The organism is Sagittula sp. NFXS13, from assembly GCF_040148795.1.
Classification (GTDB): domain Bacteria; phylum Pseudomonadota; class Alphaproteobacteria; order Rhodobacterales; family Rhodobacteraceae; genus Sagittula; species Sagittula marina.
Genome location: NZ_JAGEMH010000011.1, coordinates 53,052 through 77,821, shown reverse-complemented (window position 1 = coordinate 77,821; position 24,770 = coordinate 53,052). Strand labels below are relative to the sequence as shown.

Below are 24,770 nucleotides of genomic sequence, written 5' to 3'. Positions count from 1 at the left end.
CTTCCGTAAGCTTGGGGGTCCAAGGTGGACCCTATGTGTAAGCCCCCCGAAGGTGGCCTGTAGGTATAGGCCCCCGAAGGTGCCCGATTCGTTATCCGCCGCGCAAAATGCAAAGCCCCGGACGAATCCGGGGCCGCAGCCGATGGGGTCGTTTAGGGGGTTTGGGGCGTGGGGTCAAGTGTTAGACGTAGCCGAACACGATTGAAGGTGTTGGCGTTCTGCAATCGCCTCCCTGGCAACATCAACCAAAGCATAGGCCAAGAGATATGCTGGGTACCTCGCATTAGGATGCCAGAAATCAATAATGACATCACCGGTAGAGGTTAAAGCAAAGGGGATACCCCTTCGACCCATATGCCATTTCATTTCTCCATCAAATAGCGCAGCCTTTGCCAGCCAGCCACTGCCGCCGAAAATTGTGAAATTCGGTTCGTACAGTTCGTACTGTTCACGAAGAAGGAGCTTATCAACACTGGCGGCTGAATGAAGCAATACTCGGTCAGTCACGGCGCCGCCGGGCTCCTTTTTCAAATTCATCATTACAATTGAACGAAGCTCTCGCATTCTGTCAGTCTTGGACACCGCCTCCAACCCAGACCAAGAAATATCGGTTGCAAGGTTTTTCAGAACCCGGGACCATCGCACGATATTGTTCCACGTATGCGCTCGAGCACCATCGGCTGCGAATGACCGCATATCCCAGCTACCGTTCTCGCCGTTCGGCTCTTTCAAAATAAAAGCGACTTTGCACTCGGCGGACTCATAAGAATTGGCATCCGTCGCTCCATCAGTAACGAAACCTGACCCGGTCCGAGGCCACCTCTGAAACAGCTCGTCCTCACGTTGTTTTAGAGAACTATTTTCCATAACCAATTTTCCGTAATAAAAGTTGAAAAAGTTTGTCAATTTATGGGGGAGTACAGAACGTTATACGACAGGCGAACCAGCTTGCGGCCAGCGCTCCTCGCCCGGCAACTCTCGATCGAAGCCGTCTCCCTTTGCAGTGCGCGTGTTTACTCGTACCACGATATTCGCGCCTGATTGCAGCGCCTCACGAAAGCAGAAAGCCAACTTACAAAGCGTGACCATGAAAACACGACAACCGCCCGAAACTCGCCACGACGCACCCAAACGCCTCCCAGTTGCGCCGAAACCGACCTTGACACACTTTGGAACCAAGTGGTTTCCACCGGCAAATCGATCTTGATCAATGCACGATAACGCGAACGCGCTCGGGTGCGTCATCCATCCGCTAAATTAACCTCTAGCTCCACACGACCCTAAGCACCGCGCTAACTTTTCGAAATCCGACTTTATTAACTAAAAAAGCCCCCGCATCGCTGCGAGGGCCCTTCCAAATTTTGCATTCCGGTCTGATTACAGACCGGTGGACACGTCGATGGTGTTGCCCTCTTCGAGCATCACGTAGGCCTTCTTCACGTCCTTGCGCTTGCCGGTCTTGCCACGGAAACGCTTCACTTTGCCTTTGGTGATGGTCGTGTTCACGGCCTTCACCTTGACACCAAAGAGCGCCTCAACGGCCTCCTTGATCTGCGGCTTGTTTGCGTCGATGGCCACTTCGAAGACAACCGCGCCGTGTTCGGACGCCATGGTGGTCTTTTCGGTGATGATCGGCTTGCGGATCACGTCGTACTGTTCTGCCTTAACGGTCATTTCAGTCGTGCCTCCAGAGCTTCGACACCCGCCTTCGTGATCACCAGGGTGTCACGCTTCAGGATGTCATAAACGTTGGCACCGATGGTCGGGAGGATGTCCAGACCTTCGATGTTGCGCGCTGCCTTGGCGAAACCAGCGTTCACCTCGGCACCGTCGATGATCAGCGCACGCTTCCAGCCCAGCTTCGACACTTGTGCCGCGAGGGCCTTGGTCTTGTCTGCGCCGTCGATGTTCTCGATCACAACGAGCGAGCCGTTCTTGAGCTTGTCCGACAGAGCCATTTTCAGGCCCAGAGCGCGGACTTTCTTCGGCAGGTCGTGGCCGTGCGAACGCGGCGTCGGACCCTTGTAGATGCCACCCTTGCGGAAGATCGGCGCGTTGCGGGAACCGTGGCGAGCGCCGCCGGTGCCTTTCTGGCGATAGATCTTCTTCTTGGAGTAAGACACTTCCGAGCGGGTCTTGACCTTGTGGGTGCCCTGCTGCGCGTTGTTACGCTGCCAGCGGACCACACGGTGGAGAATGTCGGCGCGCGGCTCCAGCCCGAACAGGGCTTCGTCCAGCTCGACTTCGCCAGCGGAACCGCCGTCGAGGTTGATTACGTCGAGTTTCATTCCTCACCTTCCTTCTTCTCGGCCTCGATGTCCGCCTCCGCAGCTTTCAGCTGCTCGGCTTCCTGTGCGGCCTGCTCCTCGGCGAGACGCGTTGCTTCGGCTTCTGCTTCTGCAGCGGCCTGGGCAGCAGCTTCGTCGGCGAGACGCTGTGCTTCCTTCTTGGCGCTCGCCAGAGCGGCCGGAAGGATCACGTTCTCGGGGGTCGGCTTCTTGACGGCATCCTTGACGGTGACCCAGGAGCCTTTCGGACCCGGAACAGCGCCTTTGATCATGATGACGCCGCGGTCGCTGTCGGTCTTGACGACCTGCAGGTTCTGCGTGGTCACACGAACGGAGCCCATGTGGCCGGCCATTTTCTTGCCTTTGAACACCTTACCGGGGTTCTGACACTGACCGGTGGAGCCGTGCGAACGGTGAGAGATAGACACACCGTGGGTCGCGCGGAGACCGCCGAAGTTGTGGCGCTTCATACCGCCGGCAAAACCTTTACCGATGGAGATGCCGGAGACGTCCACGAACTGACCTTCGAAGTAATGGTCGGCGATGATTTCCTCGCCCACTTCGATCAGGTTCTCAGGCGCAACGCGGAATTCCACCACTTTGCGCTTGGGCTCTACGCCAGCTTTGGAGAAGTGGCCGCGCATCGCTTGCGAGGTGCGCTTTGCCTTTGCAACGCCACAGCCCAGCTGGACAGCGGAGTAGCCGTTGGTTTCTTCCGTACGCTGCGCGACAACCTGAAGGGTGTCGAGCTGCAGAACGGTGACGGGGATCTGCTTGCCGTCTTCCATGAACACGCGAGTCATGCCGATTTTTTTTGCGATCACACCAGAGCGCATGGTCATCCCCCTTATACCTTGATCTCGACGTCAACGCCGGCGGCGAGGTCGAGCTTCATGAGGGCGTCCACGGTCTGCGGAGTCGGATCGACAATATCGAGCAGACGCTTGTGCGTGCGGATCTCGAACTGGTCGCGAGATTTCTTGTTCACGTGCGGGCCACGCAGAACAGTGAATTTCTCAATCTTGTTGGGCAGCGGGATGGGCCCGCGGACCTGTGCGCCGGTACGCTTGGCGGTGTTGACGATTTCCTGAGTGCTGGCGTCCAGCACGCGGTAATCAAACGCCTTGAGCCGGATACGGATGTTCTGGTTCATCGAACAGTCCTATTTTGGCATTTAGGTTGAGAGGAGGATACGCGACCACCGCGCACCCTCGTCGAACCTATAAGGGCGGAGAATCACTCCGCCCTTCACGACACGATGGCCGTTGCGCGCCTATAGGCGGTTTGGGGGCTTGGGGCAAGGGGGCAATCGTAGGCTCCCGCTGAACTTGCGCGCCCCAACACATCGGTCGATGGCAGCGCGAAACGGCGGAAGGGTCTAGTTTTTGTGGTACACGCATTTGCAGAGGATATTCTCAATATAGAGATTTCAAATCCGGTGGTTTTAAATGATCTTTCACGAACTTCACGGTTCTTTCCCCATGACGTACCTTCTTCACGATGCGGGTTCCCTGGCACGTGAACAACATGCAGACCTTTACGGAGCTTGGACCGCAGTGGGCAGCAGGCTGGCGTACGCGAGAAGTGATCCGCGCGGACACGCAATGTAACACCTGGGCGCGAACCTAAACCTTATTTTGCGGGTTATGGAAAGAGAGCAGAAAGAAATCATCGACCAAACGGGTGGCCCAATGGATGGCGGCCCATTGTTCATTCAAATATCGCTTTCAAAAACATGGCTATTTGCCGTGTATGAGATCGTCCGGGAAACTTGCGATGTGCCATCCGGCGGCTCGGACAACGGAAGCGTTTATTGTCGGGACGCAAGCTGCTTTAGATGCAACTCCCTGAAGCCGGTCAAAGATATTTTGGCGCGTTACCGAGTTCCCCTTGCTAAACTGCAACCAATGGGGCGCGACGTGCGCCAGCGCAATCAACTGCCAAGTATCGCTTTCAACAATGAGGATGGCTCAATTGTCTGGTTGACCATGACCGCTAGCGGAGAACCTGAAGAAAAAATGAGCCGTCAGGAGATCTCTGATTATATTTTGGAAATGCTCCTCAAAATCGAAAGGTGAAAAGGCAGACCCGTCCTGGCGCGGCTTCCCTAATTCAGAAGAGTGCTAAAACCACATCTTTGGCCCTTACTGGGCAAGCCACTGCTGCGCGGCGCGGCAAGAGCATCACCATGGGCGCGTTATTACGATTTTTGGGGCGTCCCAATGCACACATCAGGATCCGCGAAGAAATCAGAAAAGGCCGCCCCTTGTAAGGGCGGCCTTCTTTATCTCAACCGAGTGAACTCGGGATCATCGCTTATGCGAGGATCTTCGACACGACGCCGGAACCCACGGTGCGGCCACCCTCACGGATAGCGAAGCGCAGGCCCTCTTCCATCGCGATCGGGGCGATCAGCTCGACGGAGAACTTAAGGTTGTCGCCCGGCATCACCATTTCGGTGCCCTCGGGAAGCTCAACCGTGCCGGTCACGTCCGTGGTGCGGAAGTAGAACTGCGGACGGTAGTTCTTGAAGAACGGTGTGTGACGACCGCCTTCTTCCTTGTTCAGGATGTAGACCTCGCACTCGAATTTCGTGTGCGGGTTCACCGACTTCGGCTTGCACAGAACCTGACCGCGCTCAACACCTTCACGGTCGATGCCGCGCAGCAGGATGCCGACGTTGTCGCCTGCTTCACCACGATCGAGCAGCTTGCGGAACATTTCCACACCGGTGCAGGTCGTCTTGGTGGTGTCGCGGATGCCGACGATTTCGATTTCGTCGCCAACGTTGATCACGCCACGTTCCACACGGCCGGTCACAACCGTACCACGACCCGAGATCGAGAACACGTCTTCGATCGGCATCAGGAAGGGCTGGTCCGTCGCGCGCGGCGGCTGCGGGATGTACTCGTCCACGGCGGCCATCAGTTCGCGGATCTTGTTCTCGCCGATCTCGGGATCACGGCCTTCCATCGCGGCCAGAGCGGACCCCGCGATGATCGGGATATCGTCGCCCGGGAAGTCGTATGCGGACAGCAGTTCGCGGACTTCCATTTCGACGAGCTCGAGCAGCTCTTCGTCGTCGACCTGGTCAACCTTGTTCATGAAAACGACCATGGCGGGGATACCCACCTGGCGGCCGAGCAGGATGTGCTCGCGCGTCTGCGGCATGGGGCCGTCAGCTGCGTTCACGACCAGGATCGCGCCGTCCATCTGGGCGGCACCGGTGATCATGTTCTTGACGTAGTCCGCGTGGCCGGGGCAGTCGACGTGCGCGTAGTGACGTGCTTCGGTCTCGTACTCGACGTGCGCGGTCGAGATGGTGATGCCGCGTGCTTTTTCTTCCGGTGCGCCGTCGATCTGATCGTAGGCCTTGAAGTCACCGAAATACTTGGTGATCGCCGCGGTCAGCGTGGTCTTGCCGTGGTCAACGTGGCCGATTGTGCCGATGTTGCAGTGCGGCTTGTCGCGTGTGAACTTTTCCTTTGCCATGTGATGGCTCCTTTTTTGGTCGTTCGGTGCGCATCAGTTGCGCACCCTACGGGTGGTTGTAGGGTGCGCCTTTTCAGGCGCACCGAGCATTATGCGTACTTGGACTGAATTTCGTCCGAGATGTTCTGCGGCACCGGATCGTAGTGGTCGAACTGCATCGTGAACTGCGCGCGGCCCGAAGACATGGAGCGCAGTGTGTTGATGTAGCCGAACATGTTCGCCAGCGGCACGTAAGCGTTGATCGCCACGGCGTTGCCGCGAGGCTCCTGGCCGGACATCTGACCACGACGGGACGTCAGGTCACCGATGATACCGCCGGTGTATTCTTCCGGGGTGATCACTTCGACCTTCATCATCGGCTCAAGCAGCTTCGCGCCCGCTTTGCGCATGCCTTCACGCATACACATACGGCCAGCGATTTCGAACGCGAGGACCGAGGAGTCAACGTCGTGGAACTTACCGTCGATCAGAGCGACCTTGAAGTCGATGACCGGGAAGCCCGCGAGCGGACCGGAGTCCATAACGGAGCGAATGCCCTTTTCGACACCGGGGATGTATTCCTTCGGAACAGCACCACCAACGATCTTGGATTCGAAGGAGAACCCTTCGCCCGGCTCCGTGGGCGTGATGATCAGCTTGACCTCACCGAACTGACCCGAACCACCCGACTGTTTCTTGTGGGTGTAGGTGTGCTCGACCTCGTGGGAGATGGTCTCACGATATGCCACCTGCGGCGCACCGATGTTGGCCTCAACCTTGAACTCACGCTTGAGACGGTCAACCAGGATGTCCAGGTGAAGTTCGCCCATGCCCTTCATGATGGTCTGACCGGACTCGATGTCGGTCTCCACGCGGAAGGAGGGGTCTTCTGCTGCCAGACGGGCAAGGCCAGCCGACATTTTTTCCTGGTCGCCCTTGGTCTTGGGCTCAACCGCGATCTCGATCACCGGATCCGGGAAGGTCATGGTTTCAAGCACAACCGGATCCTTCGCATCACACAGCGTGTCACCGGTGGTGGTGTCCTTCAGACCCGCCAGCGCGATGATGTCGCCGGAGAAGGCTTCGTCGATCTCTTCACGGTTGTTGGAGTGCATCATCATCATACGACCGATGCGCTCTTTCTTGCCCTTGGTGGAGTTCAGGATCGAGTCACCCTTGTTCATTTTACCCGAATACACCCGGGTGAACGTCAGCGAGCCGACAAAGGGGTCGTTCATGATTTTGAACGCCAGACCAGCGAAAGGCATGGAGTCGTCTGCGCGGCGCGGGATGTCACGGGTTTCCGTCTCATCGCCCGGCTTGAAGCCCATGTAATCCACAACGTCCATCGGGGACGGCAGATAATCGACAACAGCGTTCAGCAGCGGCTGGACACCTTTGTTCTTGAACGCAGAACCGCCCAGAACCGGCACGAAGTGCAGCGCCAGAGTGCCCTTGCGCAGCAGTTTGCGCAGGGTTGCCACGTCGGGCTCTTCGCCTTCGAGGTAAGCTTCCATCGCGTCGTCGTCTTCTTCGACGGCCGCTTCGATCATCTTGCCGCGCCATTCGTCGGCCATGTCCTTGAGCTCGTCACGGATGGGCTGACGGGTCCAGGAAGCACCGAGGTCTTCGCCCTTCCAGGTCCACTCTTCCATGGTCACGAGGTCAACCAGACCTTCGAGTTCGTTTTCGGCACCGATCGGGAACGCGATCGGAACGGCGCGCGCGCCGGTACGGTCTTCGATCATGTTGACGCAGTTGAAGAAGTCCGCGCCGATCTTGTCCATCTTGTTGACGAACACGATACGCGGAACCTTGTAGCGGTCAGCCTGACGCCAGACGGTTTCGGTCTGCGGCTCAACACCTGCGTTGGCGTCGAGAACGCAAACGGCGCCGTCGAGGACGGCCAGCGAACGCTCGACTTCGATGGTGAAGTCAACGTGGCCGGGGGTGTCGATGATGTTCATGCGGTACTTGGTGTCGTAAGTACCTTCGGCGGAGGGATCTTCCTGCCACTGCCAGAACGTGGTCGTCGCAGCGGAGGTGATGGTGATGCCGCGTTCCTGCTCTTGCTCCATCCAGTCCATCGTGGCCGCACCGTCGTGGACCTCACCGATGTTGTGGGACTTGCCGGTGTAGAACAGAATACGCTCGGAGCAGGTGGTTTTACCTGCGTCGATGTGCGCCATGATCCCGAAATTGCGGTAGCGCTCGAGAGGGTAGTCGCGTGCCATGGGTCTGGGTCCTCTAGGGGTAATCTCTGCGCGGGCGATTAACCCTCGCGTCGGATATGTTCAAGCAGAGCATCGCGTCAGACAGCACAAAGGGCGCTTTCGCGCCTAAGTGTGGCCTGAATGCGATCAGGCGGCCAAGCGATCCCGGCCGCCCGACTGGTGATTACCAGCGGTAGTGGCTGAACGCTTTGTTGGCGTCGGCCATCTTGTGAGTGTCTTCGCGCTTTTTGACAGCGGAACCACGGGACTGAACGGCATCGATCAGTTCACCGGCCAGACGCTCTTCCATGGTGTTTTCGTTGCGGTTGCGCGAGGCAGTGATGAGCCAGCGGATTGCCAGCGCTTCACGGCGCTCCGGGCGCACTTCGACGGGCACCTGGTAGGTGGCACCACCGACGCGGCGCGAACGCACTTCGACGGACGGTTTGATGTTTTCCAGCGCTTCGTGGAAGATTTCAACCGGAGCGCGCTTCACCTTGGCTTCGACACGGTCGAGTGCGCCATAGACGATGCGTTCTGCGACGGATTTCTTACCATCGTACATCAGGTTGTTCATGAACTTTGTCAGCACACGATCGCCATACTTGGCGTCGGGCAGGACTTCGCGTTTTTCAGCGGCGTGACGACGGGACATATCTGTATCCTATTCCTGGTGTGCTTACTTGGGACGCTTCGCGCCATACTTGGAGCGACGCTGCTTCCGGTCCTTGACGCCCTGGGTATCCAGAACACCGCGCAGGATGTGGTAACGCACACCCGGAAGGTCTTTTACACGACCGCCACGGATCAGAACCACGGAGTGCTCCTGAAGGTTGTGGCTTTCACCGGGGATGTAGGAGATCACCTCGTAACCGTTGGTCAGGCGAACCTTCGCAACTTTCCGCATAGCGGAGTTCGGCTTTTTCGGGGTGGTGGTGTAGACGCGTGTGCAGACGCCACGCTTCTGGGGGCATTGCTCCAGGTGCTGGGACTTGGAACGCTTGACTTTGGGCTGACGCGGTTTGCGGATCAGCTGTTGGATCGTGGGCATGTGGACGGTTTCCCCGTGCTTCTCTCAATCGTGCCGGTCGGACCGGCGGTTCAGGTCGGGCCTTCCCCGCGGGGCGGCCGGTGATGGGCGCATCTGCAACCGGGTCGATGACCGTGGCACAAACGACTTTTGGTCCGCATCAGACCCCTTACCGGAGGGCCTACGCGGGGGCGTTCCAGAGGACCGGGGCTTGCATCGCCCGCGGTCTTGAGCGCAATCTCGTCATGAAAACGATGCGCCTGAGGGGTCCCGGGCGCAACGGATTAGCGGGCGTATACGCAGAGTCGCAGCGGCTGTCAACAGCTCTGCCCGCCGTAGCATGTCGCGGGTCCGCAAGAGGCGTGTTCACCCTGCCTTGCGCCGACCTCTGACTGGACACAAACTTGGCACGCTGCCACTGTGAACGCAGATGTCACGGATGGGCGTGGATATGCAAGTCATTGGTTTTTGTCGCTTCTCCTATCCTGCCGAGGGCGGCTTTCAGGTCGAACACGCGACCATGGAAGAGCGTTTGACCTATCTTTACGCACCCGCCCGCATGGAAGAACGTCTGCGGCATTTCGAGACCATCTGCCTGCCCTCGATTCGAGCGCAGACCGACCCGGACTTCACCTTCGTCATCCTGATCGGAGAGAACCTGCCAGAGCCGTGGGTCGGTCGCCTGCGGGACTTGATCGCAGATGTCCCACAGGCGGTGGTGGCCGCCCGCCCGTCGGGGCCGCATCGGAAAGTATGCCAGCGTGTCATCAATTCCGCGCGCAAAATGGATCAACCCTGCCTTCAGTTCAGGCATGATGACGACGATGCCGTGGCGATCACCTTCGTTGAACGGCTGCGCAAGGCGGCTGCGGACGTAGGACCGCTGCTAAATCAACATCGGATGGTCGGCTTTGACTGGAACCGTGGCTATGTCGCGCGACCTGACGCGAATGGTATCAGCGGGGAGGTTCAGATCACGCCGTTCTGGGGCGTGGCACAGGCCACATATGTTCAGGCGGGTGTGCGGCAAACGATCATGAACTTCGGCCATCGCAAGCTAATGGAATACATGCCCTGTCTGACCTTCACCGATGAAGTCATGTATCTGCGTGGCCACAACGATCACAATGACTCCCGGCAGAAAAAGCATGTCAAACCGATGCCCCTGCCCCGCCTGAATCAAGACGGCGAAGCAGACCTGCTGGACCGCTTCGCCATTGATGCGGATCATGTCCGCCGTGTGTTTGCCGGGACTTAGCTGTCGCTGTCCGACTTGGTCACAAGGATGATCTCGCCATTCTCGTAGTCGGTGGCGAGGATGAATGACCCGTCATCGAGGATCTCCACGTCGCGCACGCGACCAAATTGTGTCAGCAGGCGCTCCTCCTCTGCGACCTTGTCGCCGTCCCACCCAAGACGGACGATGCCCGGCGCAACAAGAGCGGCAACCAGCAAGTCGCCGTCCCACTCCGGGAACATCTCACCCTGGTAAAAAGACATGTCACCGGGTGCGATCACCGGGTCCCAGTAATAGTCGGGCTGTTCCATGCCCTCCTGGACCGCGATACCTTCCCCCACTTGGGTGCCGCTGTAATTGATCCCGTAAGAGATCACCGGCCAACCGTAGTTCTTGCCCGCCTCGGTGATGTTGATTTCGTCACCGCCAGCGGGACCATGCTCAAGCGTAAACAGCTGATCTCCGCGCATCGCTGCGCCTTGGACATTGCGGTGCCCGTAGGACCAGATGGTATCCACGGCATCCTCCTGCCCGACAAAAGGATTGTCGTCCGGTGTAGAGCCGTCCAGCGCAACGCGGATGACCTTGCCGTAGGTGGTGGACAGATCCTGCGATTTGACGCGCTCCGCCTGGCTGGAGTGCTCCCCCGTGGTGATGAAGGCATGGTCGGCGCCGTCAAAAACGATACGGCTGCCGTAGTGCATGGCCACAGGGCTGGGCGGGTCCTGGACGAAGATGTCTGAAACTTCGGTCAGCTCGGTCATGTCCTCGGACAGCTTGCCGCGCGCTGCGGCGGTGACAGACATGCCATCGCCCGTTCCCTTGGAATAAGTGAAATAGATCCAACGATCTTCGGCGAAGGTGGGCCCGACTTTCACGTCCAGAAGTCCGGCCTGCGTGTTTCCACCGCCGGGCGCTTCATTGAAGATTTCTGGCAGACCCGCGATTGGGTCAGACAGGGTGCCGTCCATCTGAAGCACACGCAGCCGGCCCGGGCGTTCGGTGATCAGCAGGCCACCATCATCGGGAAGCGCCTCCACGGCCCAAGGGTGAACAAGACCATCAGCTATGGTCTGTGTCGTGTAGCTGTAGTCTGATGCGACCAAAGGCGCGCGGGTCTGGTTTTCGAAGGCCGGTTCGAACTCGGCGTTCTTCGTCCCCCATTCATGGGTTTGTGCTGCGGCGGGCGTGGCGGCCAATGCGGCCAAGGCTGTCAGTGTCGAAGCGATACGTTTCATTGTGTTCTCCCTGTTTTATGGGTCCACAACGCATGGAAGCAGAGCGCGCTCCATCCCTGACGGTTTCGTGATCCCAATGGAAAAAGGGCCCCCGCGCTGGCGGAGGCCCCTTTTGATGTCAGGATCGGTTGGTCAGCGCGCGATCAATCGCGGCTTTCCGGCGTCTCCACGGTCAGCGTATCGAACGCATCGCCGCTGGTCGGCTCGTCCACCGCGGAGGGAGCAGCCAGAGCGGCGGCCGCTTCGGCCTCCTCGCGGCGCGCCTCGACCACGACGTTGTCGCGATCCGACGCCACACGACGAAGCTGCTGGGTTGCCCCACCGGTGCCCGCCGGGATCAGACGGCCCACGATCACGTTCTCCTTGAGACCGATCAGCGTGTCCTTCTTGCCCTGTACGGACGCTTCGGTCAGCACGCGGGTCGTTTCCTGGAACGACGCCGCAGAGATGAACGAACGGGTCTGCAATGACGCCTTCGTGATGCCGAGCAGGATCGGTTCGCCCTTTGCGGGACGCCCATTTTTCTTCTCGGACTTCGCGTTGGCCTCGTCGAACTCCATCTTGTCGACGTGCTCGCCCTTCAGCAGGGTTGTATCGCCGCTGTCGAGGATCTCCCACTTTTGCAGCATCTGGCGAACGATCACCTCGATGTGCTTGTCGTTGATCTTCACGCCCTGCAGTCGATAGACGTCCTGCACCTCGTCGATCATGTAGTTCGCCAGCGCTTCGATCCCCATGATGGAGAGGATGTCATGCGGCGCCGGGTTGCCGTCCATGATGTAGTCACCCTTCTGGATGAAGTCGCCTTCAGCCACCGGGATGTGCTTGCCTTTCGGGATCATGTATTCCCGCGGCTCGAGGCTTTCGTCCTGCGGCTCGATCGAGATGCGACGCTTGTTCTTGTAGTCCTTGCCAAAGCGCACGTAGCCGTCGATCTCCGCGATGATCGCGTGATCTTTGGGACGACGTGCTTCAAAGAGTTCGGCCACACGCGGCAGACCACCGGTGATGTCCTTCGTCTTTGCGCCTTCGCGCGGAATACGCGCAACAACGTCACCCGCCTTCACCGTTTGACCGTCTTCACACGACAGGATCGCGTCCACGGACATGGTGTAGGTGATCGGGTTGCCTTGCTCGTTGCGCACCGGCTCACCGTCGTCATCCTGCAGGATGATTTCCGGCTTCAGCTCGTTGCCCTTCGGCGCGGCACGCCAGTCGACCACGATCTTCTGGGTCATACCTGTCGCATCGTCGGTCTCTTCGCGCACGGCCAGGCCGTTCACGAGGTCGATGTGCTTCGCGACACCGTCCTTCTCTGCGATGATCGGCAGAGTATAGGGGTCCCATTCGAACAGCTTGTCGCCGCGACCGATGTCCTGACCGTCTTTGACATACAGCTTGGAGCCGTAACCCACTTTGTGGGATGCGATTTCCTCACCCTGGTCGTTGACGATCATGACCTGCATGTTGCGGTTCATGACGATCATTTCGCCAGCTGCGTTCTCAAGAACGCTGGGCAGGACGAACTGGATCTTACCGTTCTGCGAGGCCTCAAGGAAGGACCGCGACGAACCCTGCGCAACGCCGCCCATGTGGAATGTCCGCATGGTCAGCTGCGTGCCGGGCTCACCGATCGACTGCGCCGCGATGATGCCCACGGCTTCGCCGGTGTTCACCTTCGTACCGCGTGCAAGGTCACGACCGTAGCAGGTCGCGCAAACGCCTTCTTCGGCTTCACAGGTCAGCGGCGAGCGGATGCGCGCCGTCTGAAGACCGGACTCTTCGACCAAATCCGCGGTGCGTTCGTCGATCAGTTCGCCATGGCGCACCATGATGTCCCCGGTCAGCGGGTGCTTCAGCTCCTCGGCCGCGGTACGGCCCAGAATGCGTTCGCCCAGCGTTGCGACGACTTCACCATCGTTCACGGCCGCAACGGCAGTGATCGACATGTCCGTGCCACAGTCATTCATGCGAATGATGCAGTCCTGCGCCACGTCCACCAGACGACGGGTCAGATAACCGGAGTTCGCTGTTTTCAGAGCGGTGTCCGACAGACCTTTCCGTGCGCCGTGGGTCGAGTTGAAGTACTCGAGAACGGTCAGACCTTCTTTGAAGTTCGAGATGATCGGCGTTTCGATGATGTCGCCGTTCGGCTTCGCCATCAGGCCGCGCATCGCGCCCAGCTGTTTCATCTGCGTAACAGAACCACGGGCCTTGGAGTGGGCCATCATGTAAACCGAGTTGGGCTCTTCTTCCTGACCGGCGTCGTTGTAACGCTTGGCGGAGATCGTGCCCATCATGGCTTCGGTGACCTTGTCGTTACACTTCGACCAGGCGTCGACAACTTTGTTGTACTTTTCGCCCTGGGTGATCAGGCCGTCCATGTACTGCTGTTCAAAGTCCTTCACCTGATCGCGTGTTTCCTCGACCAGTTCCCACTTGTTGTCCGGGATGACCATGTCGTCCTTGCCGAACGAGATGCCGGCCTTGAACGCTTCGGTAAAGCCGATGCGCATGATCTGGTCACAGAAGATCACGGACTCTTTCTGACCGCAGTAACGGTAGACAGTGTCGATGACGGTCTGCACGTCGCCCTTGCGCAGGAGACGGTTCACCAGATCGAACGGCGCCTTGGTGTTCAGCGGCAGCAAGCCGCCAAGACGCACACGACCGGGCGTGGTGTCGAACCGCTGCCAGACCTCAAGGCCGTTCTCGTCAATCTGCTTGACGCGGCACTTGATGTTGGCGTGCAAGTGCACCTCGCCAGACGTCAGCGCGTGTTCAACTTCCTCCGGGGAGGAGAAGACCATGCCTTCGCCCTTCATGCCTTCGCGGGCAATGGTGACGTAGTACAGGCCCAAGATCATATCCTGCGACGGAACGATGATCGGGTTGCCGTTGGCCGGCGACAGGACGTTGTTCGTCGACATCATCAGGACGCGCGCTTCGAGCTGTGCCTCAAGGGACAGCGGAACGTGCACAGCCATCTGGTCGCCGTCAAAGTCCGCGTTGAACGCCGAACAGACCAGCGGGTGCAGCTGGATGGCCTTGCCTTCGATCAATGTGGGTTCGAACGCCTGGATGCCCAGACGGTGCAGCGTGGGCGCGCGGTTCAGCAAAACCGGGTGCTCGCGAATAACCTCGTCGAGGATGTCCCAGACTTCGGGGCGCTCTTTTTCCACGAGCTTTTTCGCCTGCTTCACGGTGCTGGACAGGCCTTTGGCCTCCAGTCGCGAATAGATGAACGGCTTGAACAGTTCGAGCGCCATCTTCTTGGGCAGACCGCACTGGTGCAGCTTCAGCTCGGGGCCGGTCACGATGACCGAACGGCCGGAGAAGTCGACGCGCTTGCCCAAAAGGTTCTGACGGAAGCGACCCTGCTTACCCTTCAGCATGTCGGACAGCGACTTCAACGGGCGCTTGTTGGCACCGGTGATGACGCGGCCACGACGGCCGTTGTCGAACAGGGCGTCGACGGATTCCTGCAGCATCCGCTTTTCGTTGCGGACGATGATGTCAGGCGCGCGCAGTTCGATCAGACGCTTCAGGCGGTTGTTCCGGTTGATCACGCGGCGGTACAGGTCGTTCAGGTCGGAGGTCGCGAAACGACCACCATCCAGCGGCACCAGCGGGCGCAGTTCCGGCGGAATGACCGGGATGACGGTGAGGATCATCCACTCCGGACGGTTGCCGGATTCCAGGAAGGATTCCACGACCTTCAGACGCTTGATGATCTTCTTGGGCTTCAGCTCGCCCGTGGCTTCCTTGAGGTCCGCGCGCAGGTTCTCTGCCTCGGACTCGAGGTCGATGGCGGCCAGCATCTCGCGGATGGCCTCGGCACCGATGTTCGCCGTGAAGGCGTCCATGCCGTATTGATCCTGCGCGTCGAGGAATTCCTCTTCGTTCAGCATCTGGCCGTAGGTCAGGTCGGTCAGGCCAGGCTCGATCACCACGTAGTTTTCAAAGTACAGAACGCGCTCGAGGTCGCGCAGCGTCATGTCCAGCATCAGGCCGATGCGCGAGGGCAGCGACTTGAGGAACCAGATGTGAGCGCAAGGCGCGGCCAGCTCAATGTGGCCCATGCGCTCGCGGCGGACCTTCTGCAGCGTGACTTCGACACCGCACTTTTCGCAGACAACGCCGCGGTATTTCATGCGCTTGTATTTGCCGCACAGGCATTCGTAGTCCTTGATCGGACCAAAGATGCGCGCGCAGAACAGGCCGTCCCGCTCAGGCTTGAACGTACGGTAGTTGATGGTTTCCGGCTTTTTGATTTCGCCGAAGGACCATGAAAGGATCCGTTCCGGGCTCGCCAGCGACACCTTGATCTCGTCAAAGGTCTTGACCGGGGCCACCGGATTGAACGGGTTGTTGGTCAGTTCCTGGTTCATGTGTTCCTCACAAATTCAGAGAGAAGCGGTTGGGAGGGGGCGCAGATCGCGCCCCGCCGAAGACACGGGTGACTGGCGTCACTCTGCGTCTTCCTCCTCCGCATCCAGGAGTTCCATGTTGAGGCCCAGGCCGCGGACCTCCTTGACGAGAACGTTGAACGATTCCGGCACGCCGGCTTCGAAGTTGTCCTCACCCTTGACGATCGACTCGTAGACCTTCGTCCGGCCCGCCACGTCATCCGACTTCACCGTCAGCATCTCCTGCAGAGTGTAGGCGGCGCCGTAAGCTTCCAGAGCCCAGACTTCCATCTCACCGAAGCGCTGACCACCGAACTGCGCCTTACCACCCAGCGGCTGCTGCGTGACGAGGGAGTACGGCCCGGTGGAGCGGGCGTGGATCTTGTCGTCGACCAGGTGATGCAGCTTGAGCAGGTACTTCATACCCACTGTCACCTTGCGCGAGAACTCTTCGCCGGTGCGGCCGTCGAACAGGCGGGACTGGCCGCTTGTGTCGAAACCAGCACGCCGCAGCGCGTCGTCCACATCTGCCTCTTTCGCACCGTCAAAGACCGGCGTTGCGATCGGCACACCACGTGTCACGTTGCCCGCCATTTCCAGCAGGTCGTCCTGATCCGCGTCGGCAAAGCCTTCTGCATAGACTTCGTCGCCGTAGACGATCTTCAGGGCGTCACGCACCGGGGTCATATCGCCCGAACGCTTGTACTCCTGCAGAGCCTCGTCGACCTGGATCCCCAGCGCACGAGACGCCCAACCCATGTGGGTTTCGAGGATCTGACCGACGTTCATACGCGACGGAACGCCCAGCGGGTTCAGACAGAAGTCGACCGGCGTACCATCCGCAAGGAACGGCATGTCCTCCTGCGGAACCACGCGCGACACAACACCCTTGTTCCCGTGACGACCGGCCATCTTGTCGCCCGGCTGAAGCTTGCGCTTCACGGCGATGAAGACTTTGACCATCTTCATCACGCCCGGGGGCAGATCGTCGCCGCGGCGCACTTTCTCGACTTTGTCCTCGAAACGGGCGTCCAACGCACGCTTCTGGATTTCGTACTGCTCGTGCAGCGCCTCGACGTGCTTGGCGTCGTCTTCTTCCGCAAGGGCAAGCTGCCACCACAGGCTGCGCGGCAGGCTTTCGAGAAGCTCCGCATCGACTGTGGAGTTCGACTTCACGCCACGCGGACCTTTGACGGCCACCTTGCCTTCGACCATCGAGCGCAGGCGCGCATAGATGTTCCGGTCCAGGATCGCCATCTCGTCGTCCCGGTCACGGGCCAGCGCTTCGATCTCTTCGCGTTCGATCTGCAGCGCACGTTCGTCTTTTTCGACGCCGTGACGGTTGAAGACACGCACTTCGACAACAGTACCGTAGTCGCCCGGCTTCACACGCAACGAGGTGTCGCGCACGTCAGATGCCTTTTCGCCAAAGATGGCGCGCAGCAGCTTTTCTTCCGGGGTCATCGGGCTTTCGCCCTTGGGCGTGATCTTACCCACGAGGATATCGCCCGGCTCCACGTCCGCGCCGATGTACACGATGCCCGCCTCGTCGAGGTTGCGCAGCGCTTCTTCACCAACGTTGGGAATGTCGCGGGTGATCTCTTCCGGGCCAAGCTTGGTGTCGCGCGCCGCCACTTCGAATTCTTCGATGTGGATGGAGGTAAACACGTCGTCCTTGGAGATCCGCTCGGAGATCAGGATCGAGTCTTCGTAGTTGTAACCGTTCCACGGCATGAAGGCGACGATGACGTTCTTGCCCAGAGCCAGTTCACCGATGTCGGTGGACGGACCGTCAGCAATAACCTCGGCCTTGCGCACCGTGTCGCCCACCTTCACCAGAGGCTTCTGGTTGATACAGGTGTTCTGGTTGGACCGCTGGAACTTGCGCATACGGTAAATGTCGACGCCCGCGTCCCCCAGTTCGAGGTCTTCGGTCGCACGGATCACGATACGCTGCGCATCGACCTGGTCGATGATGCCCGCACGCTTTGCCATGACGGCCGCGCCGGAGTCACGCGCCACCACTTCTTCGATGCCAGTGCCGATCAGCGGCGCTTCTGCGCGCAGGGTCGGAACCGCCTGACGTTGCATGTTCGAGCCCATGAGAGCGCGGTTGGCGTCGTCGTTTTCAAGGAAGGGGATCAGCGAAGCCGCCACGGAGACCAACTGCTTCGGCGAAACGTCGATCAGGTCGACGGTTTCCGACGGAGCAAGCGTGTAGTCACCGGATTTCCGGGTCGACACGAGGTCCGCGGTAAAGCGGCCGTTTTCGTCCAGCTGCGCGTTGGCCTGCGCCACGGTGTGACGCATTTCCTCCGTCGCGGACATGTAGTGCACTTCGTCGGTGACCTGACGGTCCTTGACCACGCGATACGGGGTCTCGATGAAGCCATACTTGTTCACGCGGGCAAAGGTCGCCAGCGAGTTGATCAGACCGATGTTCGGGCCTTCCGGCGTCTCAATCGGGCACATACGACCGTAGTGCGTCGGGTGCACGTCGCGCACCTCAAAGCCGGCACGTTCGCGGGTCAGACCGCCAGGTCCAAGCGCCGAGAGGCGACGCTTGTGCGTCACTTCGGACAGCGGGTTGGTCTGGTCCATGAACTGCGACAGCTGCGAGGAGCCAAAGAATTCGCGAACAGCCGCAGCCGCCGGTTTGGCGTTGATCAGATCCTGCGGCATCACCGTGTCGATTTCGACCGAAGACATGCGTTCCTTGATCGCGCGCTCCATGCGGAGCAGGCCAACACGGTACTGGTTTTCCATCAGTTCGCCAACGGAGCGCACACGACGGTTGCCGAGGTGGTCGATGTCGTCGATGTCGCCACGTCCGTCACGCAGATCGACCAGCGCCTTGATGCACTTGACGATATCGTCACGGTCCAGCGTGCGCTGGGTGTCGGGCTTTTCGAGTGCCAGACGCATGTTCATCTTCACACGGCCAACGGCGGACAGGTCGTAACGCTCGCCGTCAAAGAACAGCGTGTCGAACAGATTCGACGCAGCGTCGACGGTGGGCGGCTCGCCCGGGCGCATGACGCGGTAGATGTCGAGCAGCGCGGTGTCGCGGCCCATGTTCTTGTCCTGCGCCATGGTGTTGCGCATGTAGGGACCGACATTGATGTTGTCGATGTCCAGAACCGGGATCTCGGTGATGCCTGCGTCCAGCAGCTCCTTGAGCGTACCGCCGGAGACTTCGCCGTCCTTATCAATTGTCCAGGTCAGCTCATCGCCAGCCTCGACGTAGATCGCGCCGGTCTCTTCGTTGATGATGTCCTTGGACACGAACTTGCCGACGATGTGCTCGAAAGGCACCAGCAACTTGCTGACGTTGCCTTCGTCGATCAGCTTCTTCACGGCGCGCGGGGTGACCTTCTTGCCGGCTTCGGCAATGATCTCGCCGCTGTCGGCGTCCACAAGATCGAACGTCGGGCGGGTGCCGCGCACACGCTCGGGGAAGAACCGGGTCGCCCAGCCTTCGCCACGGCGATATTCGAAATCGACCGTGTTGTAATAGGCGTCCATGATCGCTTCCTGGTCGAGACCAAGCGCGTACAGAAGCGTCGTGACCGGCAATTTGCGGCGACGGTCAATACGGGCGAACACGATGTCCTTGGCGTCGAATTCGAAGTCGAGCCAGGAACCACGGTACGGAATGATACGGCAGGCGAACAGCAGCTTGCCCGAGGAGTGCGTTTTGCCCTTGTCGTGGTCAAAGAACACGCCGGGCGACCGGTGCATCTGGGAAACGATGACCCGCTCGGTGCCGTTGACGATGAACGTGCCGTTCTTTGTCATCAAGGGCATGTCGCCCATGAAGACGTCCTGTTCCTTGATGTCCTTGACGGATTTCGCGCCGGTATCTTCGTCGATATCGAACACGATCAAACGCAAAGTGACCTTCAGCGGAGCGCTGTAGGTCATGTCACGCTGCATGCATTCCTCGACGTCGTACTTCGGCTTTTCAAGCTCGTAGTTGACGAATTCGAGAACGGCGGTCTCGTTGAAGTCTTTGATCGGGAAAACCGATTGAAAGACGCCTTTGATCCCCTCGCCGTCAAGCGGCTGGGGCTGATCACCGGAATCGAGGAACAGCTTGTAGCTGGATTTCTGAACCTCGATGAGGTTCGGCATTTCAAGAACTTCGCGGATCTTGCCGTAATAGCGGCGAAGGCGTTTCTGACCGAGGAAACTTTGCGCCATGAGGGGAGCACCCTTTCGATTTTTCTCTGCCCGAACCTATACGCTGCCGGGGGCACAGCGTCGGTTCACGTCAGTGACGGCATGAAACAGGTCCATTCTCGGCACGCGTCCCACCGCGCGCCACTCGACCAGGGTTTCCTGCCTTGGAAAACTCCGCACGCGTTGTGCACGGGGCTTGCCAAGACGGGTGTCTGTGGTTCAGGTTTGCCAATGTCCGGATGTGTGGGCGATGTCCGGTTTCAGGGGCTGTCGTCTTGATTTCAACGTGTAGTGAGCCACCTCATGTCCGGAACGCGCGTCGACGGGATCGAATCGCACGACCCCGCAAGAGACTTCCGAATATTATGTGAATGACGCGAACGCAATACCCCTCGCAGAGGTTTGCGTAAATCAGCGCCTCGCCAGAATGACAAAAACCGCCGCGATGGTCAAGCTGGCAGGCTTGTATGGTTAATTTTTCCGACAAAATAGTCCGAGGGCACAAATTCCATTCAGAAGGACGCATAATCAGAACGTCTTAGGCCTGAAAGGCATGGAAACCTGGCCTTACCTAATTTTGCGCAAGGATGACGTAGTCGCTGGCGGCGGGGAACTGGTGTACCGTGCCGATATTCCCGCCCCGCCTACCGCGCGGCCTGTCCAAACGTGTCGCCACCGCAAAGGCCGTTGCAGAGCCACACAATCACATAGCAGCAAACAAAAAAACGCTCCCCGAAGGGAGCGTTTCTCGTAACCAGTCCGAAGACAGAATTACTTGAGCTCGACTTCGGCGCCTGCCTCTTCGAGCTTCTTCTTGATTTCTTCGGCTTCGTCCTTGGAGACCTGCTCCTTGACGGCTTTGCCACCGGCTTCGACCAGCTCTTTGGCTTCTTTCAGGCCGAGACCCGTGATGCCGCGAACTTCTTTGATCACGTTGATCTTCTTGTCGCCAGCGGACTTCAGGATCACGTCGAATTCGGTCTGCTCTTCAGCAGCCGCTGCGCCTGCGCCGTCTGCCGGGCCAGCCATCATGACTGCGCCGCCGGCTGCGGGCTCGATGCCGTACTCATCCTTGAGGATGGTCTTCAGTTCCTGGGCTTCCAGGAGGGTCAGGCCAACGATTTGTTCGGCCAGTGCTTTGAGATCTGCCATTTTGAGACTCTTTCCGATTTAGATATGGGTTCCAACGCCAGGGAGCATTCCCTACGCGGGTCAACAGGTTGCTTACGCCGCCTCTGCCTTTTCCTCGATGGTAGACAGGATGGAGGCGATGTTCGAAGCAGGTGCGCCAATTGCGCCGGCAATGTTCGATGCGGGTGCGCCGATACAGCCGACGATGGAAGCAATAAGCTCATCGCGCGACGGCATTTTCGACACGGCCTCAACACCGGCACGGTCCAGCGTGGTGCCGCCCATAGCACCGCCAAGGATCTCAATCTTCTTGTTTTCCTTGGCGAAGTCTTCGACGACCTTGGCCGCAGCCACAGGGTCTTCGGAGAAGGTCAGCACCGTCATACCGTCCAGATACTGGTTGATCCCCTCAGCGGGGGTCCCCTGGACAGCAATTCTGGCGAGCTTGTTCTTGGCGACACGGACCGTCGCTTCTGCACCGCGAGCGCGGTTACGCAGGTCCGTCATCTCTGCAACCGTGAGACCCTCGTAGCGGGCAACCACCACGACGCCAGAGCTTTCGAAGATCTGGCCGAGTTCCTCGACCAATTTCTCTTTCTGGGCTCTATCCACAGTTTCACTCCAATTGTTGGAGGGCGGACCCTCCGGCTCTTTTTGTCCGGGCGAACCCGAACGACAAAGTCCGATGAGGGTCGACGCATCCTGTGCTTCCCGATGCGAACATCGAGGAGAAAGAATGTCTCTTCCCGTCTCGGGCAGGAATTATTGACCAAAGCCAACCCACCGTCTCGGACGAATGCGAAAGCCCCACGAATCGCAGGGCTTCTGCAAGACAGGTCTCTACGCGCAACGCGGGCTGTTGTGAAGGACTTTTTTGGCTTTCAGTCCGATGCGCAGGGCTTTGCCGCGACAGGAACGTCGGTGAGACCTGCCACACCCGGCCTCGGCACCTTGAACCGCCCCTGATGCGCCTGTCACCAATACGCAAAAGGGCGCCCGAAGGCGCCCTTTTCATCCCGAGAGGGGAAATATCTTACTGTGCGTTCGCGTCGTCGACAGAGACAGACACGCCAGGGCCCATGGAGGAAGACAGCGAGATCTTCTTCATGTAGGAACCCTTTGCGCCGGCAGGCTTTGCTGCGGACACTGCGTTGACGAACGCGCGGATGTTTTCCACCAGCTTCGCTTCGTCAAAGGAGGCTTTGCCCACACCAGCGTGCACGACACCGGCTTTCTCTGCCTTGAACTGAACCTGACCGCCCTTGGCGTCGGACACGGCTTGCGCCACGTCCATCGTCACGGTGCCAACCTTCGGGTTCGGCATCAGGTTGCGCGGGCCGAGGATCTTACCCAGGCGGCCAACCACGGGCATCATGTCCGGGGTGGCGATGCAGCGGTCAAAGTCGATGGTGCCGGACTGGATGGATTCCATCAGGTCCTCTGCGCCAACGATATCTGCGCCTGCTTCCTTGGCTTCGTCCGCTTTCGGGCCACGAGCAAAGACTGCCACGCGGACGGTCTTGCCTGTGCCGTTCGGCAGGCCAACCACGCCGCGGACCATCTGGTCTGCGTGACGCGGGTCAACGCCGAGGTTCATCGCAATTTCCACGGTCTCGTCGAATTTCACGTTGGAGTTCGACTTGATCAGGGAAACCGCTTCTTCAACGGTGAGGTTTTCTTTGCCAACGAATGCTTCGCGGGCTGCACGGGTGCGCTTACCGAGTTTTGCCATGACGATTAACCCTTCACCTCGATACCCATCGAGTTGGCGGAGCCAACGATGATCTTCATTGCCGCTTCCACGTCGTTCGCCGAGAGGTCTTTCATCTTGGCTTCGGCGATTTCGCGGACCTGCTTGACGGTCACGGACGCAATGGTCTCGCGGCCGGGCGCTTCGGCACCACGAGGGCGGTTACGCTTGCCCACGGGCTTCAGACCGGCGGCCTTCTTCAGGTAATAAGACGCGGGGGGCGTCTTGATGTCCATGGTGAAGGACTTGTCCTGATAGTAGGTGATCACGGTCGGGCACGGCGCGCCGGGCTCCATTTCCTGCGTCTTGGCGTTGAACGCCTTGCAGAATTCCATGATGTTGATGCCGCGCTGACCCAGCGCCGGACCGACCGGCGGGGAGGGGTTGGCTTTGCCTGCAGGGATCTGCAGTTTCATCTTGCCGGCGAGCTTCTTTGCCATCGGCTAATCTCCTGTTCCATCGCCCGTTGACGCGTCGCGGGGCCATCTTTGGCGTGGTCAGGTCCGGACATCGCGACGCCCTCGCCTCCCACGATTGACACACCACCCGAGTCGCCCCGGTCGGCATGAAGGGGCCGTCTAGACCAGAGGTCGGCGTTTGGCAAGAGGGATCAGGCCGCCCACTGCACCTGCGACAGCCCCGCCAGTCGGCAAAGGCGGTCCAGTTCCGTCGCCAGCCGGGCATCGCGGGCCTTGGAGGGGCGCACCCCCGGCTCCCACCACAAACGATTAACGATCAGTGTCCCACGCTTGCGGTCGCCCTTGACGTCGATCCGCCCGACAAACCGCGCGCCTTCCAGCAGTGGATACACATAGTATCCCCATTGGCGTTTGGCCTCTGGCACAAACATCTCGACAGTGTAGTCAAATCCGAACAGCCGCTTCAGCCGAACCCGGTCGCGGATCGCCGGATCAAACGGGTTGAGAATGCGCAGCCGCCCGGTGGGCTCCGGGGCAGACGCCAGCCGAGCCTCGATATCCGGTGCAGCCAGCGCGGCAGACCACGTGCCGTCAGCCGCCTCAATCTCCACCGGAATGAGGCGAGCCGCCTCGGCCCAGGCCTTGACCTCGGCCGGATCAACAGCATCCCAGAACTTGCGGATCTCGGTTGCCGAGCCGAAGCCCAACCGGTCCAGCGCCGCGCTACACAGACCATCAATCTGCGCCTGCTCGGGCAAGACCTCGACCTCCGGAAACACCCGTTCGGCCAGATCGTAATACTTTATGACGCCCTCACGGTGACAAGTGGCAAGCTCTCCCGCGTACCAAAGGTAATCCAGCGCCTTCTTATGCGGCGGACGCTGCCACATGGCGCGCTTTTCCACCACCGTATCAAAGTCGCGGGTACACAGCGGCCCCTCCTCCCGGACGCGGGTCAGGATCTCCTGCGTCAACGCGTCAGAGGCGACCCCAACATACCATGAACCGCCGACCTTGCGTTTCATCCGCTCGAACTGTCTTTGCCAAAGCGGCAGCATCTCCATCGGCAGCACGGAAGCATCATGGGTGAAATGCTCGAACACCTGTCGCTTGCGCAGCAGCTTGTCGAGCATGGGCTCACGATAGCTTTGCGCGCGGGACCAGAGGATATGGTGATGCGCGCGACTGACGACCTGAATGGTGTCAAGCTGCACAAAGCCCAGCTCACGGATCACGCCCATCGCATCCGCCCCCGATGGCGCCCCCGACAGCCCATGTGCCGCAAGCCAAAGCCGCCGCACGTCAGCGTTCGATATGCGTAAAACAGTCACGCGGCCCCCTTCCACAAGTGCGGCCATGCTTGAGCGCCGCTCTGCCGGATTGCAAGTCGTGCGATGGACGT

The 24,770-nt window shown here is 59.5% G+C and carries 19 protein-coding genes; 2 read left to right on the top strand and 17 right to left on the bottom strand.

Features of this window, described 5'->3' with window-relative positions:
* Positions 1–174: 174 nt before the first annotated feature.
* The 5 genes from J4E08_RS18085 to rpsJ all read right to left on the bottom strand — a co-directional run bounded on the left by J4E08_RS18085 (position 175) and on the right by rpsJ (position 3,441).
* Entirely contained in the window at positions 175–867 is a 693-nt protein-coding gene (locus tag J4E08_RS18085; protein ID WP_349539693.1) for a hypothetical protein, read from the bottom strand.
* Positions 868–1,377: 510 nt separating this feature from the next.
* Positions 1,378–1,674: a 50S ribosomal protein L23 gene (locus tag J4E08_RS18080; RefSeq protein ID WP_183966639.1), complete on the bottom strand. Its 297-nt coding sequence runs from the start codon at positions 1,672–1,674 to the stop codon at positions 1,378–1,380.
* Positions 1,671–2,288: a 50S ribosomal protein L4 gene (gene rplD, locus J4E08_RS18075; protein WP_183966637.1), complete on the bottom strand. Its 618-nt coding sequence runs from the start codon at positions 2,286–2,288 to the stop codon at positions 1,671–1,673. The genes J4E08_RS18080 and rplD overlap by 4 nt, the downstream gene beginning before the upstream one ends.
* Positions 2,285–3,124 carry a 50S ribosomal protein L3 gene (gene rplC, locus J4E08_RS18070; protein WP_183966635.1) on the bottom strand — a complete coding sequence of 280 codons (840 nt, stop codon included), beginning with the start codon at positions 3,122–3,124 and terminating at the stop codon, positions 2,285–2,287. The genes rplD and rplC overlap by 4 nt, the downstream gene beginning before the upstream one ends.
* An 11-nt stretch (positions 3,125–3,135) precedes the next feature.
* Positions 3,136–3,441, bottom strand: coding sequence for a 30S ribosomal protein S10 (gene rpsJ / locus J4E08_RS18065; RefSeq protein WP_017467315.1), 306 nt, complete (start codon positions 3,439–3,441; stop codon positions 3,136–3,138).
* Between the two features lie 493 nt (positions 3,442–3,934).
* On the opposite strand from rpsJ, the gene J4E08_RS18060 reads away from it, so the two are divergent.
* Complete coding sequence (locus J4E08_RS18060) at positions 3,935–4,366, top strand: hypothetical protein (protein WP_349539692.1); 432 nt, start codon at positions 3,935–3,937, stop codon at positions 4,364–4,366.
* 238 nt (positions 4,367–4,604) lie between these two features.
* Here the strand turns inward: J4E08_RS18060 and tuf are convergent, their stop codons facing one another.
* From tuf to rpsL, 4 genes are all read right to left on the bottom strand, one after another.
* The gene (gene tuf, locus J4E08_RS18055; protein WP_183966631.1) at positions 4,605–5,780 is read right to left on the bottom strand and encodes an elongation factor Tu; all 1,176 of its coding nucleotides are present in this window, start codon (positions 5,778–5,780) and stop codon (positions 4,605–4,607) included.
* Between the two features lie 89 nt (positions 5,781–5,869).
* Entirely contained in the window at positions 5,870–7,993 is a 2,124-nt protein-coding gene (gene fusA / locus J4E08_RS18050; RefSeq protein ID WP_349539691.1) for an elongation factor G, read from the bottom strand.
* A 163-nt stretch (positions 7,994–8,156) separates the two neighbouring features.
* Entirely contained in the window at positions 8,157–8,627 is a 471-nt protein-coding gene (rpsG, locus tag J4E08_RS18045) for a 30S ribosomal protein S7 (RefSeq protein WP_183966628.1), read from the bottom strand.
* Between the two features lie 24 nt (positions 8,628–8,651).
* On the bottom strand, positions 8,652–9,023 hold the full coding sequence (gene rpsL / locus J4E08_RS18040) for a 30S ribosomal protein S12 (RefSeq protein WP_005862801.1): 372 nt from the start codon (positions 9,021–9,023) through the stop codon (positions 8,652–8,654).
* A gap of 430 nt (positions 9,024–9,453) precedes the next feature.
* On the opposite strand from rpsL, the gene J4E08_RS18035 reads away from it, so the two are divergent.
* Positions 9,454–10,260 (top strand): putative rhamnosyl transferase, encoded by an 807-nt coding sequence (locus J4E08_RS18035; RefSeq protein WP_349539690.1) that lies wholly within the window; start codon positions 9,454–9,456, stop codon positions 10,258–10,260.
* Here the strand turns inward: J4E08_RS18035 and J4E08_RS18030 are convergent.
* The 8 genes from J4E08_RS18030 to J4E08_RS17995 form a co-directional block, all read right to left on the bottom strand.
* The gene (locus tag J4E08_RS18030; protein ID WP_349539689.1) at positions 10,257–11,477 is read right to left on the bottom strand and encodes a PQQ-dependent sugar dehydrogenase; all 1,221 of its coding nucleotides are present in this window, start codon (positions 11,475–11,477) and stop codon (positions 10,257–10,259) included. The genes J4E08_RS18035 and J4E08_RS18030 overlap by 4 nt on opposite strands.
* A gap of 143 nt (positions 11,478–11,620) precedes the next feature.
* Entirely contained in the window at positions 11,621–15,868 is a 4,248-nt protein-coding gene (gene rpoC, locus J4E08_RS18025; RefSeq protein ID WP_349539688.1) for a DNA-directed RNA polymerase subunit beta', read from the bottom strand.
* Between the two features lie 78 nt (positions 15,869–15,946).
* Positions 15,947–20,089 carry a DNA-directed RNA polymerase subunit beta gene (rpoB, locus tag J4E08_RS18020; protein ID WP_183966622.1) on the bottom strand — a complete coding sequence of 1,381 codons (4,143 nt, stop codon included), beginning with the start codon at positions 20,087–20,089 and terminating at the stop codon, positions 15,947–15,949.
* 750 nt (positions 20,090–20,839) lie between these two features.
* Entirely contained in the window at positions 20,840–21,220 is a 381-nt protein-coding gene (rplL, locus tag J4E08_RS18015; RefSeq protein WP_183966620.1) for a 50S ribosomal protein L7/L12, read from the bottom strand.
* A gap of 72 nt (positions 21,221–21,292) precedes the next feature.
* Positions 21,293–21,811 (bottom strand): 50S ribosomal protein L10, encoded by a 519-nt coding sequence (gene rplJ, locus J4E08_RS18010; protein ID WP_349539687.1) that lies wholly within the window; start codon positions 21,809–21,811, stop codon positions 21,293–21,295.
* A gap of 421 nt (positions 21,812–22,232) precedes the next feature.
* The gene (rplA, locus tag J4E08_RS18005) at positions 22,233–22,931 is read right to left on the bottom strand and encodes a 50S ribosomal protein L1 (RefSeq protein ID WP_183966618.1); all 699 of its coding nucleotides are present in this window, start codon (positions 22,929–22,931) and stop codon (positions 22,233–22,235) included.
* A gap of 5 nt (positions 22,932–22,936) precedes the next feature.
* A complete protein-coding gene (rplK, locus tag J4E08_RS18000) occupies positions 22,937–23,389 on the bottom strand; it encodes a 50S ribosomal protein L11 (protein ID WP_349539686.1) in 453 nt (150 codons plus the stop codon).
* A gap of 170 nt (positions 23,390–23,559) precedes the next feature.
* A complete protein-coding gene (locus J4E08_RS17995) occupies positions 23,560–24,726 on the bottom strand; it encodes a winged helix-turn-helix domain-containing protein (protein ID WP_349539685.1) in 1,167 nt (388 codons plus the stop codon).
* Positions 24,727–24,770 lie beyond the last annotated feature (44 nt).

What these genes read in the sequence shown, in the direction of transcription:
- J4E08_RS18085 (WP_349539693.1), bottom strand. Translation starts at nt 867, where the DNA reads ATGGAAAATAGTTCTCTAAAACAACGTGAGGACGAGCTGTTTCAGAGG.
- J4E08_RS18060 (WP_349539692.1), top strand. Translation starts at nt 3,935, where the DNA reads ATGGAAAGAGAGCAGAAAGAAATCATCGACCAAACGGGTGGCCCAATG.
- rplL (WP_183966620.1), bottom strand. Translation starts at nt 21,220, where the DNA reads ATGGCAGATCTCAAAGCACTGGCCGAACAAATCGTTGGCCTGACCCTC.
- rpsJ (WP_017467315.1), bottom strand. Translation starts at nt 3,441, where the DNA reads ATGAACCAGAACATCCGTATCCGGCTCAAGGCGTTTGATTACCGCGTG.
- J4E08_RS17995 (WP_349539685.1), bottom strand. Translation starts at nt 24,726, where the DNA reads ATGGCCGCACTTGTGGAAGGGGGCCGCGTGACTGTTTTACGCATATCG.
- rplA (WP_183966618.1), bottom strand. Translation starts at nt 22,931, where the DNA reads ATGGCAAAACTCGGTAAGCGCACCCGTGCAGCCCGCGAAGCATTCGTT.
- J4E08_RS18030 (WP_349539689.1), bottom strand. Translation starts at nt 11,477, where the DNA reads ATGAAACGTATCGCTTCGACACTGACAGCCTTGGCCGCATTGGCCGCC.
- rpsG (WP_183966628.1), bottom strand. Translation starts at nt 8,627, where the DNA reads ATGTCCCGTCGTCACGCCGCTGAAAAACGCGAAGTCCTGCCCGACGCC.
- rpsL (WP_005862801.1), bottom strand. Translation starts at nt 9,023, where the DNA reads ATGCCCACGATCCAACAGCTGATCCGCAAACCGCGTCAGCCCAAAGTC.
- J4E08_RS18080 (WP_183966639.1), bottom strand. Translation starts at nt 1,674, where the DNA reads ATGACCGTTAAGGCAGAACAGTACGACGTGATCCGCAAGCCGATCATC.
- rpoC (WP_349539688.1), bottom strand. Translation starts at nt 15,868, where the DNA reads ATGAACCAGGAACTGACCAACAACCCGTTCAATCCGGTGGCCCCGGTC.
- J4E08_RS18035 (WP_349539690.1), top strand. Translation starts at nt 9,454, where the DNA reads ATGCAAGTCATTGGTTTTTGTCGCTTCTCCTATCCTGCCGAGGGCGGC.
- rpoB (WP_183966622.1), bottom strand. Translation starts at nt 20,089, where the DNA reads ATGGCGCAAAGTTTCCTCGGTCAGAAACGCCTTCGCCGCTATTACGGC.
- rplC (WP_183966635.1), bottom strand. Translation starts at nt 3,124, where the DNA reads ATGCGCTCTGGTGTGATCGCAAAAAAAATCGGCATGACTCGCGTGTTC.
- fusA (WP_349539691.1), bottom strand. Translation starts at nt 7,993, where the DNA reads ATGGCACGCGACTACCCTCTCGAGCGCTACCGCAATTTCGGGATCATG.
- rplD (WP_183966637.1), bottom strand. Translation starts at nt 2,288, where the DNA reads ATGAAACTCGACGTAATCAACCTCGACGGCGGTTCCGCTGGCGAAGTC.
- rplK (WP_349539686.1), bottom strand. Translation starts at nt 23,389, where the DNA reads ATGGCAAAGAAGCTCGCCGGCAAGATGAAACTGCAGATCCCTGCAGGC.
- tuf (WP_183966631.1), bottom strand. Translation starts at nt 5,780, where the DNA reads ATGGCAAAGGAAAAGTTCACACGCGACAAGCCGCACTGCAACATCGGC.